This is a genomic window from Vreelandella halophila, from assembly GCF_019903425.1.
Lineage (GTDB): Bacteria > Pseudomonadota > Gammaproteobacteria > Pseudomonadales > Oleiphilaceae > Halospina > Halospina halophila.
In genome coordinates this window covers 460,522-474,243 of record NZ_JACHUZ010000013.1, presented here as the reverse complement: position 1 = coordinate 474,243, position 13,722 = coordinate 460,522, and the positions used below count along the sequence as shown (strand labels likewise).

13 protein-coding genes are annotated in these 13,722 nt (G+C 65.3%); 8 read left to right on the top strand and 5 right to left on the bottom strand.

The window, feature by feature from the left end; all coding sequences use genetic code 11:
- The first annotated feature begins 217 nt into the window (after positions 1–217).
- From mqo to H4I92_RS06430, 3 genes are all read left to right on the top strand, one after another.
- Positions 218–1,699: a malate dehydrogenase (quinone) gene (gene mqo / locus H4I92_RS06440; protein ID WP_077529824.1), complete on the top strand. Its 1,482-nt coding sequence runs from the start codon at positions 218–220 to the stop codon at positions 1,697–1,699.
- A gap of 110 nt (positions 1,700–1,809) precedes the next feature.
- Complete coding sequence (locus tag H4I92_RS06435; protein WP_077529823.1) at positions 1,810–2,700, top strand: esterase/lipase family protein; 891 nt, start codon at positions 1,810–1,812, stop codon at positions 2,698–2,700.
- Entirely contained in the window at positions 2,697–2,978 is a 282-nt protein-coding gene (locus tag H4I92_RS06430; protein ID WP_077529822.1) for a hypothetical protein, read from the top strand. The genes H4I92_RS06435 and H4I92_RS06430 overlap by 4 nt, the downstream gene beginning before the upstream one ends.
- Here H4I92_RS06430 and H4I92_RS06425 read toward each other — a convergent pair.
- Together H4I92_RS06425 and H4I92_RS06420 are read right to left on the bottom strand one after the other, a co-directional pair.
- Entirely contained in the window at positions 2,963–3,565 is a 603-nt protein-coding gene (locus H4I92_RS06425; RefSeq protein ID WP_077529821.1) for an SCO family protein, read from the bottom strand. The two genes, H4I92_RS06430 and H4I92_RS06425, sit on opposite strands and share 16 nt — an antisense overlap.
- A complete protein-coding gene (locus H4I92_RS06420) occupies positions 3,562–4,410 on the bottom strand; it encodes a cytochrome c oxidase assembly protein (protein ID WP_077529820.1) in 849 nt (282 codons plus the stop codon). The genes H4I92_RS06425 and H4I92_RS06420 overlap by 4 nt, the downstream gene beginning before the upstream one ends.
- 154 nt (positions 4,411–4,564) lie before the next feature.
- On the opposite strand from H4I92_RS06420, the gene H4I92_RS06415 reads away from it, so the two are divergent.
- On the top strand, positions 4,565–4,927 hold the full coding sequence (locus H4I92_RS06415) for a DUF4870 family protein (protein WP_077529819.1): 363 nt from the start codon (positions 4,565–4,567) through the stop codon (positions 4,925–4,927).
- 18 nt (positions 4,928–4,945) lie between these two features.
- Here H4I92_RS06415 and H4I92_RS06410 read toward each other — a convergent pair whose 3' ends face one another.
- A complete protein-coding gene (locus H4I92_RS06410; protein WP_077529818.1) occupies positions 4,946–7,183 on the bottom strand; it encodes an ATP-dependent helicase in 2,238 nt (745 codons plus the stop codon).
- Positions 7,184–7,245: 62 nt separating this feature from the next.
- Between H4I92_RS06410 and H4I92_RS06405 the strand changes: the two genes are divergently transcribed.
- The 3 genes from H4I92_RS06405 (at position 7,246) to H4I92_RS06395 (ending at position 10,482) form a co-directional block, all read left to right on the top strand.
- Positions 7,246–7,629 carry a DUF2237 family protein gene (locus tag H4I92_RS06405; protein ID WP_077529817.1) on the top strand — a complete coding sequence of 128 codons (384 nt, stop codon included), beginning with the start codon at positions 7,246–7,248 and terminating at the stop codon, positions 7,627–7,629.
- A gap of 2 nt (positions 7,630–7,631) precedes the next feature.
- Entirely contained in the window at positions 7,632–9,731 is a 2,100-nt protein-coding gene (locus H4I92_RS06400) for a tRNA(Met) cytidine acetyltransferase TmcA (protein WP_077529816.1), read from the top strand.
- 67 nt (positions 9,732–9,798) lie between these two features.
- Positions 9,799–10,482: an ankyrin repeat domain-containing protein gene (locus H4I92_RS06395; RefSeq protein WP_077529815.1), complete on the top strand. Its 684-nt coding sequence runs from the start codon at positions 9,799–9,801 to the stop codon at positions 10,480–10,482.
- Positions 10,483–10,487: 5 nt separating this feature from the next.
- On the opposite strand, the gene H4I92_RS06390 is transcribed toward H4I92_RS06395, so the two are convergent.
- Positions 10,488–11,630, bottom strand: coding sequence for an enoyl-CoA hydratase/isomerase family protein (locus H4I92_RS06390; protein ID WP_077529814.1), 1,143 nt, complete (start codon positions 11,628–11,630; stop codon positions 10,488–10,490).
- Between the two features lie 138 nt (positions 11,631–11,768).
- On the opposite strand from H4I92_RS06390, the gene H4I92_RS06385 reads away from it, so the two are divergent.
- Positions 11,769–12,110: a c-type cytochrome gene (locus H4I92_RS06385; RefSeq protein WP_077529813.1), complete on the top strand. Its 342-nt coding sequence runs from the start codon at positions 11,769–11,771 to the stop codon at positions 12,108–12,110.
- A 172-nt stretch (positions 12,111–12,282) separates the two neighbouring features.
- Here the strand turns inward: H4I92_RS06385 and ppnN are convergent, their stop codons facing one another.
- On the bottom strand, positions 12,283–13,662 hold the full coding sequence (ppnN, locus tag H4I92_RS06380; protein ID WP_077529812.1) for a nucleotide 5'-monophosphate nucleosidase PpnN: 1,380 nt from the start codon (positions 13,660–13,662) through the stop codon (positions 12,283–12,285).
- Between the last annotated feature and the right edge of the window lie 60 nt (positions 13,663–13,722).

Genomic DNA, 13,722 nt, shown 5'->3' with positions numbered 1-13,722 from the left:
CAGAATCCTCTTTGAACCTATTCTGGCGCCACGCCCACCCTGCTCCTACGGTGACTTCGTTACCAGAATGTGTCCGAATGTCACCGACGTCTACCACGAAGGTCGAATACCCGTGGCCCGGTGTTCCCGTTAATCTTCGCCCGGCGCCGGGAAATTACAGGTGAACATCTGTTATCATTCCGAGCCGTGTTGCCCAAAAGGCTGAGGTAGTGTGTTCATGACGACCACCACGGATGTCGTCCTCGTAGGCGGGGGCGTAATGAGTGCTACTCTCGGGGTGATCCTCCGGGAGCTTGATCCTTCCCTTAACATCACCCTGGTCGAGCGCCTCGACCACGTTGCCCATGAAAGTACCGACGGCTGGAACAATGCGGGTACCGGCCATGCCGGCTACTGCGAACTGAATTACACGCCCGAGGATGAGCAGGGCAATATCAGTATTGACCGTGCGCTGGACATCAACGCGGCCTTCGAGGTCTCGCTCCAGCTCTGGTCCTATCTGGTGAGCAAGGGCGAACTTGAGCCCGGGGAGTTCATCCACACCACGCCCCACTGCAGCTTCGTGTGGGGGGAAGACCATGTGAACTTCCTGCGCAAGCGCCATGAGCAGATGAGCGCCCACCACCTGTTCCGGGAGATGGAATTCTCCGAGGATCCGCGGGTGCTCGAGGATTGGATGCCGCTGATCACCGATGGCCGGGATCCGATGGAGCCGGTTGCGGCGACCCGGGTCGGGCACGGCGCGGATGTGGACTTCGGGTCCCTGACTCGGGCACTGGTGCGCTACCTGGAGAGCAAGCCCAACTTCGAGCTGCTGCTGAACAACACGGTCACAGCGATGGACCAGGCGGACGACGGCAGCTGGCAGGTCGCCTGCCGGGACCGGCACACCGGCGCGAGCCGGCGCCTGGACGCGGATTTCGTGTTCATCGGAGCCGGCGGCGGTGCCCTGCCGCTGCTGCAGAAATCCGGCATCAAGGAAAGCAAGGGCTATGGCGGCTTCCCCGTGAGCGGCCAGTGGCTGGTGTGCCGCAAGCAGGACGTGGTCCAGCGCCATGACGCCAAGGTCTACGGCAAGGCGCCGGTGGGGGCACCGCCAATGTCCGTACCCCATCTGGACACCCGCATCATCAACGGCGAGCCCGCCCTGCTTTTCGGGCCCTTTGCCGGCTTCACCACCAAGTTCCAGAAGGAGGGCTCCTTTTTCGACCTGTTCTCCTCGCTGCGGGGCAGCAACTTCTCCTCCATGATGGGCGCGGGCATGAGCAACATGGACCTGACCCGCTACCTGATCGGCGAGGTGTTCCAGTCCGCCGAGGAGCGGATTGAATCACTGCGCAACTTCTATCCACGGGCGACATTCGACGACTGGACCCTCCAGCACGCCGGCAAGCGCGTTCAGGTGATCAAGAAGGACGACAATGGCCGGGGCGTGCTGCAGTTCGGCACCGAGGTGGTGGCCGCCAGCGACGGCAGCCTGGCCGCCCTGCTGGGCGCATCCCCCGGGGCATCCACTGCCGCCAAGGCCATGATCGATGTGCTGGAACGCTGCTTCCCGGGTCAGATGGCCGAGGATGGCGAGTGGACCCGCCGGCTGCAGGAGATGATTCCTTCCCATGGCCGTTCGCTCAAGGAGGATGCCGACCTCCTCAATGAGGTCCGCCCCTATACCCTGAGCACCCTCAAGCTGAACGAGTGAGCCGCCGGTGGCTGCGCTGGCGGCCCTGACCGGCCCTGAAGTCAGTGGTTACCCGGTGTACTGGTGTATACTGGGTAACCATGACCACTGACCCCTCTATCAGGACGCCCATGTCACGCTGGCAGGACCATGCCTCCGCCATTGCCAGCGGGTTTCTCGGGGACTGGCTCCAGGCCCGTGAGAGCCCGCTGGCGATGCCCATGCAGGTGCGCCATCAGGAACGCGCAATCGATACCGGCGCGCCCGATGTGCCGGATGCCTCCGGCACCATCGTGTTCCTGATCCATGGCCTGACCGAACTGGAATCCGTCTGGGCCTATCGGGATGAGCCGGACAACGGTTACGGCCCCGAGCTGGCCGGGGCACTGGGCGCCACGCCACTGGCTCTGCGTTACAACAGCGGGCTCCCGATACACCACAACGGGGAGCTGATGGCGGAGGAGCTGGAAACCCTTCTGGAGAACTGGCCGGTGCCGGTGGAGAACCTGATCCTGATCGGCCACAGCATGGGCGGGCTTTTGATCCGCGCCGCCTGTCATCATGGGCGCCAGAGTGGCCACCAGTGGTGCCGCAGTGTCGGCAGCTGCGTCTACATCGGCTCGCCCCATGACGGCTCCTGGCTGGCCCGGGGCGCGCACCGGGTCGCGGAACATCTGACCGCGATGCCGAAGGATTACCTGCGCGTGGCGGGCGAGTTCATCGACCTTCGCAGCGAGGGCATCCGCAACCTGTCCCGTGGCGAGGTTACCGCACCCGATGTGGAGGAGCCGCCGCTCCTCCCAGGAGCGGATCATTATGTGGTATCGGGTCTGCTGGCCCGCAATCAGGCGCACCCCGTGAATACACTGTTCGGGGATGCCCTGGTCCAGGAACCCAGCGCCCGGGGTGACGAACGCTCCGGCTGGGTGCTTGCGGGTATTGCGAATTTCCCCGGGATCCATCACATCCGGCTCGCCCATGAGCCGAAAGTGGCCCGGCAACTGAAGGAGTGGCTGACATGACCACTGAGACCACAGGCAACAACACGCGCTGGTGGTGTGGCGTTGCGGATCTGGCGGGCGTGAGCCTGGAAGAGGCGGCGCTGGGTCTGGAACGCATCCACCTTTCCATTGCGGACGAGACCTTCAACGTGCTGGAGGCCATTCCGGTGACCCGGCCGGTGAGTGAACCGGTGCGGCTCATGCACCACGGCATCAGCCGGTTGTCCTACCGCAGCGTCGCCCTGCTCGGGCGTGGCCTCAATGCCGCCGCTGGTTTCGGGCTTCAGTCGCGCCCCTGACGCACCAGGGTCTCCAGGTCCTCGCTGATCTGGCTGATGGACTGATCCGAGCGGATCAGCAGGCGGGCCCGGGCCTGGCCGTCGAAGACGTAGACGGCGCTGCTGTGTGAGACGTCGTAGTTGCCGTCCTCATCCGGCTTGCCGTAGCCGAAGGTGGTGCGGTAACGCTTGGCCAGTTCGCGCAGGGTCGCCTCGTCCGAGGTCAGGCCCACGATGTTGTCCCCGAAAAAGTCCACGTACTCGCCGATGCGCTCCGGCGTGTCCCGCTCCGGATCCACGCTCACGAACAGCAGCGTCACCTCGTCCCGCATGGCCTCCGGCATCTGCTTCACCGCGTTCTGGAGCCGGGCCATGGTTGCCGGGCAGATGTCCGGGCAGTTGGTGAAGCCGAAGAACAGAAGCCGCACCTGACCGGCTCTGTCCTCCGGGGTGAAGGGTTCGCCGTCGGTGGCCGTGAGCTGGAACTCGAGCTCCGGCATCAGGCCCCGGATGTTCTTGGCGTTCCAGTTCGTGTCACTGCCACTGCAGCCGGCGAGGACCAGCAGCAGGCCCAGGACGACGCTCAGGGTACGGATGGTCCGGCTCATGCGTGTACCTCCTCGGCGTCGCGCGCCTGTTGTGCCTTTGCGCTGTTGCGGTCGTCGCGCATCATCCGTCCGATCACGATGAGAATGGCGATGCCGCTCATCATCGCCGGCGGAATCCAGGTCAGGACCCCGCCCAGCATCTGGTCGGTCTCCGGCGCCATGGGCCAGGCCCGGCCGCAGACCTCGTAGACGTCATACACCATGCTGTCCGAGAACAGGATCCAGGCCCCGAGCGCGCTCTGGGGCGGAATGATCAGCACCAGCAGGATGATGCGCTTGCCGTAGCCCAGGACCCGTTCGGTGTGCGGCGAGCGCGGGTCCAGGATCAGCCACCAGAACAGAAGCCCGTCCAGCAGCATGGACCAGTTCATTACCCAGTACAGCGGGCGGCTGAGCATGGCATCAAAATGCAGCTCCGGCGTGAGCCAGAGGTAGATCAGCCCCACGAACAGGGTGGCGGCGATCAGCGGCTGCTGCAGCACCCGGTAGACCATCTTCACCGGCCACAGCACGGGGTCGAGCCAGCCGGGCAGCTGGCGTGCCCAGAAGCGCATGATCGGCAGCGGGTTGGAGAGCACCATCAGCAGCGGCCCCAGGTGATGGAGCACCAGGTGCTGGCCGCGGTGAATGAAGAACATGTACTGGGAATAGTAGTCGAAGCGCGTGTGCATCACCGTGTAGCACAGCAGCAGCCCCAGCAGGAAGGTGAAGACCCGCAGCACGCCGGGGCGCTCCTCCGCCGGTAGCGCATAGAGCCCCTGCAGGTACATCGTCAGCACCACCACGAACGCGATCAGCGTCAGCGGCGAGAAGTCATAGGGAAGAAGGTAGTGATACCAGCTCATGGGCTACCGGGCGATAGTGTGTTGCGGCCCGCAATAATACCGGAAGGTGTGTGGATTTTCACCGTTACCAGCGGATTGACTGGCCACTCTGGCTGCCGTGCCGGCTCCCCGGATACACTGGCGGCCATTGATGATGAATTGAGGAACGCTGTCCATGACCGAGACTGACGCGCCATTCGACAAGACCTGGCCGATGATTGTCTATGTGCTGTACCTGGCTAGTCTGGTCAGTGGTGTTTTGATTATTAGCATTACGGCGGTCATTGGTATGGTCATCGCCTATGTGAATGGAACGGATCCTGACGAGCGCCTGCGGACCCATTACCGCTTCCAGATCCGTACTTTTTGGATTGGCCTGCTCTATACGGTTCTGGGGAGTATTACATTCCCGGTCGGCATTGGTGTCCTGATTCTGATCTGGGCTGTGGTCTGGCTCATCATCCGCTGCGTGAAGGGGATGGTGGCGCTCAATGAGGGCCGGGCCCATCCCGAGCCCGCGAGCTGGATGTTCGGCTGAGTCGATCTGTGTGGCCTCTCAGTGTGACAGGGCTCGGAAGTACAGGTGCGCGCTCTGTTTGCTGAACTGCAGGGTGCGGCCTGAGTGGAAGCGAACCTCAAAGGCCGTATCCGTCTCACGAACGACCCCGCCGGTGCCATAGAGCACGTGTTCCACTTCCCGGGCCTGCCAGATGGGGTGGGTTGGCGCCTCCCCGGACGCCGTCTCAGGTGACGGTGCCTCAAGCACCACGCTGTGCAGTTCCGCGTAGCGCCGCGCGATGCGGGTGGCCGGCTCGGTTACGGTCACGGTTTCCTGCTTCCCGTCCGTAATGCCCTCGCCCAGTTCCCGGCTCAGCCCGAAGGCGCATTCCGCCACGAAGCGGCTGGGCAGGCGCTCCGGGTCCGAGCCGTCCGTGGTCAGCAGGTGCAGGTGTTCCTTCGTGCGCGTGATGCCCACATAGAGCAGGCGCCGCTCGCTTTCCAGCAGGGCATCCAGGTCCACGCTGCCACGGGCGGTGTAGGGGAAGGTCTTCTCCTGCAGGCCGGGGATGACCACCACCGGCCATTCGAGCCCCTTGGTGCGGTGGATGGTGGCCAGGTGCACACCCGCCTGCTGGTTGGAGCCGGCCCGGGCCTTGAGATCGCGCAGGTGGCGCAGGGCGGTGGGGGCGTCCAGGTTCAGGGTGGCGAGGTAGCGCTGGAATCCGGTCACGACGCCGATGCGCTCGTCCGCCTGCTCGTGGGTCAGCGCCAGGCTGCGGATGCCCTCGAACAGCTCGGTGGCGGTGGCGTAGTCCTCAAGAAGCTGGTGGACCGGTCTGCGGGTGCCTTCCAGTGCCGCCAGTGCCTCGCCCAGCTTGCGGACCTTGCGCGCGGGCAGCGGCTTCCAGTCACTGGTGTCCAGCTGCTGCAGCACCTGCCCCCAGTCCCGGGTGAAGGCGGCCAGCTGGTCGGCAATGGCGTTGAGTTCCTGCTCCTTCAGGCCACAGTGCGGAAAGCGCAGCACCTGCTGGAAGCACTGGCGCCGTTCCGCCCGGGCGGCGTCACCGGGCTCGCGGTGTTCGCCGGCGGCCAGTGCCAGCAGTTCCATCAGGGCCGCCACCTCGCGGGTGAAGAGCGCGCCCTTGTGGGCATCGATGCGGTAGGGAACGCCCCGGGCCAGAAGCCGAAGCTCAATCGGCACGCTCTGGCTCCAGACCCGCACCAGCACCGCCATCGCCTCCAGCGGTTCCCCGGTTTTCTGGCGCTGCTCCGCCAGGCGCACCACGGCATCCGCGTCCTCGCGCACCTGCTCCAGTTCGATGGTGGTGTCAGGGGTGCCCGGATGGGAATGACAGAGTACTTCCTTGCGGTCGCTGTTGTGGGCGATCAGGTGATTGGCCAGCAGCGCCACCCGGTGGCCGTAACGGAAGCTGTAGGAGAGGCTCAGTTCTACCGGGTCTGGGAACTCCTCGCGAAACCGGGAAAGGATGAACTCCGGCCGCGCGCCCCGGAACTCGTAGATGGTCTGGTCCGGGTCGCCCACCACCGTCACGCGGGCGCGGTCTCCGGCCACCACCTTCAGCAGCAGGTGCTGGATCTCGTTGGTGTCCTGGTACTCATCCACCAGCACCATGTCCATCTTGTTGGACACCAGCTCCCTCAGCTCCGGATGCTCGTGCATCGCTACCACCGGCTCATAGAGCATGTCCGCGAAGGTGATGCGCCGGTGGTCCTTTCGCCATTTCTCGAAGGCGTGATACAGATCCAGCAGGTAGCGGTGCTTCGGCTCGAAGCCCAGCGCCTCAAAGACCGTCTCCGCGCTGTCGAGGGTGGTCTTGACCCGGTCAATGAAGCCCGTGGCCGTTTCCACGAACTCTTTCTTGTTGCGCCGGATCTCGTCCTGCAGGTCCTCGGGGGCGAAGCGCAGGGTCAGCTGCCAGGCCTGGAAGTTCACCTCCTGCTCGCTCAGAACCTCGCCCTGCCAGGCGGGCAGGTAGCCCTCGCGCACGAAACGGCGGTACAGGCGCAGGCCCATGGCATGATAGGTTCGGATCTCGGGAAGCTGGAGCCGGGTGTCGGCGGTGATGGTCTGGAGCTTGGCCTGGAAGTCCGCCCGGGCGCTGCGGTTGAACATCAGGATCAGGATGCGCGCCGGGTCATGGCCCTGCTCCAGCAGATAACGGATGCGCCAGGCGAGCGTGGTGGTCTTGCCGCTGCCGGCCACGGCGGTGATCACGCAGTGCTGGTTATCGAGGGTGACGACCCTGTTCTGTTCGTCCGTCAGTGACATCATGCGGGGGACCTTCGGGCAGCGGCGCCTATTGTAACGGCAGCAGAGGTAATGAGGGTAATGGTATGAGCGAACCGGAAAGCATTCAGCGCAGCGTCCTGGGCGAGCCCCTGAAGGCGTGCGGCTACGATCCCATGACCGGTTTCTACCGGGACGGCTGCTGCCACGTGGGGCCCGAGGACATGGGCGTGCACGCGGTCTGCAGCGAAGTAACCGAGGCCTTCCTGGAATTCTCCAGTGCCCAGGGGAATGACCTCGCCACGCCCATGCCCGCTTTTGGCTTTGAGGGCCTGAACCCCGGCGACCGCTGGTGCCTGTGCGCGGCGCGTTGGAAGGAAGCCTACGAGGCCGGCTGTGCGCCGAGGGTGGTGCTCCAGGCCACCCATGAGTCCATGCTGGAGTACGTGGATTTCGCCACCCTCAAGGCCTACGCGGTGGATCTCAACTGAGCATGGAAGCGGCGCTCTCCCAGTGGTTGCAGGTGGCCCTCCCGGTGCTTCGCGCGCGGCGGCACCGGGGTGTGCTGGTGCTGGCCGGGCCCGCGGACTGGGGGCGCGCCCTTGCGGCCGACGTGGCGGCATGGCGTGAGGGAGACGGTCTATGGGTTGGAGATGCAGATCCGGCGCCCGATATGGCCCATTGCACGGGAGCGCAGGCACGCCAGTGGCTGGGCCGTAACCTCTCCCTGATCGTCTGGGACAGTCACGCAGGGACTCACCCGGCCGGCCTTGGTGCGGTCAGTGGCGCCCTGGTTGGCGGCGGCCTTCTGGTCTGGCTGGTGCCGCCACTGGCCGAATGGGCGCAGGGATCGGACCCGGACTATGACCGTCTGCGCCAGCATGCGCCCCCCTACCGGTTTCTCTCACGGGTGGCGCGGCTGCTCGGGGAGGCCGCGGAGCAGCCCCCGAATGCCCTGGTTACCCCGGAGGTCACGCATGCGGTACCGCCGGAATCACCAACGGTAACCCGCCAAGCACCAGAGGGGCCGACAAGTGACCAGTCCCGGGCCATTGAGACCATCCTGGCGATGGGCCGGGCCGCAACGCCAGCGCCGGTGGTCCTGCGTGCGGACCGGGGCCGTGGCAAGTCCGCAGCGCTGGGCATGGCCGCGACACGGCTGGTGCGCGAATGGGGCCTGCGGGTCTGTGTCACGGCAGCCCGCCCTTCGGCACTGGACAGCTTCTGGGCCTTCGTGGCGGCGGGCTGCCGGGAACAGGTCCTGTTCCGGGCCCCGGATGAGCTGCTCCGTCATCCCCCCGTTGCTGACGTGTTGATGGTGGACGAGGCGGCCACGCTGCCGGTGCCAATGCTGGCAGCGATGACGGCACACTGGCCGGGCTCGGTGCTGGCCACCACTGTCCACGGCTACGAGGGAACCGGCAGGGGGTTTGACCTGCGCTTCCGGGGTGTTCTGGAACGCGATTACCCGGCCTGGCAGCGGGTGATGCTGGAGGAACCCATCCGCTGGGCGCCAGATGATCCCCTGGAGGACCTGATGAACCGGTTGCTGTGCCTGGACGCGGATCTGCCTGCGACTGCCTGCCCGGACGAGCCTGTGGCCTACCGCGTTATTACCCAGGATGAACTGCTGGAGGATGACAGCCTGCTGAAGGCGGTGATGGGGCTGCTGGTCAGCGCCCATTACCAGACGTCACCGGATGACCTGCGGCAGCTCCTGGACGATCCGGAGACGGTTGTTGTTGCAGCCCTGCAGGGCGATACCCCCGTGGGTGTGGCCTGGGGGCTGCACGAGGGCGGGCTCGACGCGGATCTGGCGCGTTCGGTCTGGCTGGGCGAACGCCGCCCCCGTGGCCATCTGGTGGCCCAGTCCCTGGCCTTCCAGGGCGGTGATCCGGCGGCGGCCCAGCGGCGTTACCTGCGCGTGACCCGTATCGCCGTGCATCCGGATTGCCGCCGGCGGAGAATCGGGCAGCGGCTGCTGGCCGCGATGGAAGAGATCGCCGTTGCGGACGGGGTGGACGTGCTGGCCACGAGCTTTGGCGCCACGCCGGAACTGCTGGCGTTCTGGCAGGCCGCCGGCTTCCGGTTCCTGCGCCTGGGCACGAAGCGTGATGCCGCGAGTGGCACCCATGCCGTCATGCTGGGCAGGCCGCTCACCCATGACGGGTTGGAACTGTGCCGTTCCCAGGGCGAGCGTTTTGCGGCGCACTGGCCCTGGCTTCTGCCGGCGCTGTCCAGTATTGAGCCCGAGGTACGGACAGCGGTGGAGGCGATGATGCCGACGCCGCCGGAGCGGGATTCCGGAACGCTCAGTAGCGTGGATTGGCGCGAGATCGAGGCCTTCGCGAAGGGTGCAAGAGAACTGGAGGTCTCCCGGTTGCCTCTGGCGCGGCTGGCCGCTCAGGATCCTTCCGTGGTGGATGGCTGGACCGAAGAGGAGCGGCGGCTCTGGCAGCGTTCGGTTAATGAAGGAGCGGGCTGGGAAGCGCTGCGCCGGGAGCGGCTGGTGGTGGGGCGGCGCCCGGGGCTGAAACGGCTCCGGGCTCTGGCCCGGTGCCTTGTTGAGGAATGGTCGGAAAGCGGAGTGTGACCGCTTCGGTTTCATCGGGGTGGGGATCCGCGAACAATATGGCGAAATCCATTCCCGGGAGTAATCCATGCACCCCTGCCTCCTGAACCCACTGCCGGCCCTGCTCCTGCTCGGTTCCCTGGTGCTTGCCGGTTGCGGCAGCTCCCCCGGGCCTGACCGCGCTGAAAGAAGTACGGATGCGAGCACCGCCCTGATGGAGGCCGCCGCTGAGGGTGATCGGGACCGGGTGGAAGCGCTGGTGGCGGATGGGGGGGCGCTCAATGCCATGGGCCCGGACGGCACCCCGCTCTACCAGGCAGCGGATGCGGGTCACGGGGAGACGGTGTGGTATCTGCTGCGCCAGGGGGCGGATCCGGACCGCGGCCTGGAAGGTGGCATAACGCCCCTGATGGCGGCTGCTGCGGCGGGCCGGCAGCGCATCATGGATCTTCTGATCCGTGCCGGCGCGGATGTGAACGCACGCAGCGACGCGGGCGAGACGCCGTTGACCTACGCGGCACTGAACAGCCAGCTGGTGGCAACCAACCGGTTGCTGCGCGCGGATGCAGCGGTGAACACGGTCAACGAGGAAGGTGAGTCACTGCTGATGCGCGTGGTGGCCCGCAATGACCTGTTGCTGGCCGGGGTTCTCGTGGATGCCGGAGCGGATGTGGGCTATGAGGCGCCGGATGGCCGCACGGCACTGGATGTGGCGCGGGCCAACGGCAATCGTGACCTGGTGATGATGCTCGGCAACGCAGGGGGCAGCTGACCGGGCTACAGGTCCTGAAGCGGGTGTTCACCTTCCGGCCAGGGAGAGGTGAAGTGGGACCGGATCCAGCCTGTCGGGACACTGGCCACGTCACTATGGGTCCAGCGCGGTTCGTGATCCTTGTCGATCAGCCTTGCCCGGACCCCTTCGAGGAAATCGCGATGGCGGGCGCAGTGCACCGCCACGATCAGTTCCATCATGAAGATGTCGCGCAGGCTCTGCTGCAGGCCCCGGTGCAGCTGCTCGAATACAATGTGCGCTGAGACCGGGCAGCCGTTGCGCAGGTTGTTCTGGGCGGCCTGGAACCATTCGGATTCCGCTTCGGTGTTGAGAATGGCGTTGACCACGGCCACCACGTCCCGGCCGCGGCAGATCCGGCTGATGAACTGTTCATGGTGCTCGAGGTTGGATTCGGAGAGGTCCAGCTGATACTCCGCCGCAAAACCCTGGAGGGTTTCCAGAAGGTGGCGGTCATTGGTCTCCGGTGAGCGGGTCCAGCTCTGGTCGCGCAGTTGTTCCATGAGCTGGTCGAAGCCGTCACTGGGCACGGCATAGTCGGCCAGGCTCACCCTCAGGGCGTCGGCCACATTCAGGGTGGCGCCGGTCAGGCCCATGAACATGCCGATGCTGCCGGGCAGGCGGTTGAGGAAGCGGCTGGCGCCCACGTCCGGGAAGAATCCGATGCTGACCTCGGGCATGCCCATTTTCAGGTCGGGTGTGACCAGGCGGTAGCGGGAGGCATTCATCATGCCCAGGCCGCCGCCCATCACCACGCCCTGGCCCCAGCACACAACGGGCTTGGGGTGATGGGCGATGGTGTAATCCATGCGGTATTCCGCGGCGAAGAAGCGTTCGCCGTCATTGCCCGGGCGGCCCTTGGCGTTCTGGATGGCGTCATGCACCGAGCGCACGTCGCCGCCGGCGCAGAAGGCCTTTTCGCCGTTACCGCAGAGCACGATCACCCGTACCTCGTCGTCTTCGGCCCAGGCGTCGAGCTGCTGCTGGATGGCTTCGATCATCGGCAGTGTGAGGGCATTGAATTTACGGGCGTTGTTGAGCGTGATGAGCCCGAGTGCGCCCTCCTGGCATGCCTGTTTCTCGAAGAGGACTGGGTCTTCGGCCTGGTTCTGCGCTGTGTCGGCCCCCATGGGCGTGTCTCCTGTATACCGCGTTCGCCGTTGGATACGGGCCCTTATCCTACCGGAATTGCGCCGGGGCACCAATCGAGGCGGATGCGTGCGCCGGGGTAGCGGTTATAATGCGGCCTTCGTGAATGGGAGGTGTGCATGCGGAGTATCCTGGCGGTTCTGGCTGCGGTGGCTTTGACGCTGGTGTTTTTCTTTGTGGGGCAGGCGCCGGCGGGTGATCCGGATGCAGGCGAGGCGTTGGCGAGTGGCTGTGCCTCCTGTCATGGCAGTGATGGTATTGCGGCGGTGGATCGGTACCCGTCGCTGGCGGGGCAGAATGAGGGGTATCTGTTCAAGGCGATGAGGGCCTATCAGGATGGGGATCGGCGTGGGGGGCAGGCTACGGTGATGCATGGGCAGGTTTCGGGGCTTTCGGAGCAGGAGTTGCGGGATCTGGCGGCTTATTATGCTGAGATGCCTCGGACGGGGGCTGAAGATTAGGGCTGCATAAGACTGTAAGTCTGTTGCCGGGGTGGGGCTTTGGGGCCTCTCTCCGGGAACCGCCACAAGTACGTCCCTGTAGGCTACCGATTGCCATCCCTGGCAATCGAGTTTCCCTCCGAGAGGCCCCAAACCCCCACCCTTCGGGCAGTGCTGGATTCGCTAACCGTGGTTATCCCGCTTTTTCGATGATCTTGTAGCAGGGTTTGTAGGCCTGGCCGGGGAGTTTCATCCGGTTCTGGGCCACGAAGGCGTCCAGCAGGGTTTCCAGGGGTTCGAGGAATTCCGGGTCGCCTTCGATCTCGAAGGGGCCGTGTTCTTCCACCTGTTGGATGCCGTCGGCCTTGACGTTGCCGGCGACGATGCCGCTGAAGGCGCGGCGCAGGTTGGCGGCGAGGTGGTGGGGTTCCTGGTCACGGCCCAGGTTGAGCGCGCGCATGCTTTCGTGGGTGGGTTCGAATGGGGTCTGGAAGATGGGGTCGATCGTGAGCACCCAGTTGAAGTAGTAGGCGTCGCGGTTTTCGCGGCGGTAGTCGCGCACGGTCTGCATGCCTTCGTTCATGGCGCGGGCGACTTCTTCCGGGTCGTCGATGATGATGCGGTAGCGGCTGGCGGCTTGGTCGCCGAGGGTATTACGGATGAACTGGTCGATCATCTCGAAGTAGTCGGCGTTATCGCTGGAGCCGCTGAGGATCAGCGGGAACGGCAGGTCTTCGTTGCGGGGGTCGATGAGCACGCCCAGCAGGTAGAGAATTTCCTCGGCCGTGCCGGCGCCCCCGGGGAAGACAACGATGCCGTGGCCGGCGCGCAGGAAGGCTTCCAGGCGCTTTTCGATGTCCGGCATGATCACGAGTTCGTTCACGATCGGGTTGGGCGCCTCGGCGGCGATGATGCCGGGCTCGGTGATGCCGACGTAGCGGCCGCCGTCGATGCGCTGCTTAGCGTGGGCGATGGTGGCCCCCTTCATGGGGCCCTTCATGGCGCCGGGGCCGCAGCCGGTGCAGATGTCGAGGCCGCGCAGGCCCAGCTCGTGACCGACATCCTTGGTGTAGTCGTATTCCTCGCGGCTGATGGAGTGGCCGCCCCAGCACACGACGATGTTGGGCTCGTGCTCCGGGCGCAGGACTTCGGCATTGCGCAGCACCTGGAATACGAGGTTGGTGATGTCCTCGGAATGCTCGGGGTTGTACCAGCCGGCGGTGGCGAGGATGGAGTTGGCGTAGACGATGTCGCGCAGCACGGAGAACAGGTGCTCGCGGATGCCCCGGATCATGGTGCCGTCCACGAAGGCGCTGGGCGGGGCGTTGTGGAGCTCGATCTTGATGCCGCGCGGCTGCTGCAGCAGGGCCAGGTCGAAGTCCTGGTAAGTTTCCAGAATGGCCTTGCTGTCGTCGCTGATGGTGCCGCTGTTGAGCACGGCCAGGGCACACTGGCGGAACAGGTGGTAGAGACCGCCCTCGCCGTCGTCCTTGAGTTGATTCACCTCCTTGCTGGAGAGGATCTCAAGACTGCCTTCTGGGGAGACGCGTGCGTGAACGCCGAGTCGGGACATAGTGTTTGGCCTTCAGTGTCGGTTAAAATCACGCCTCTTCTGAATCCGGACGTGATCCAA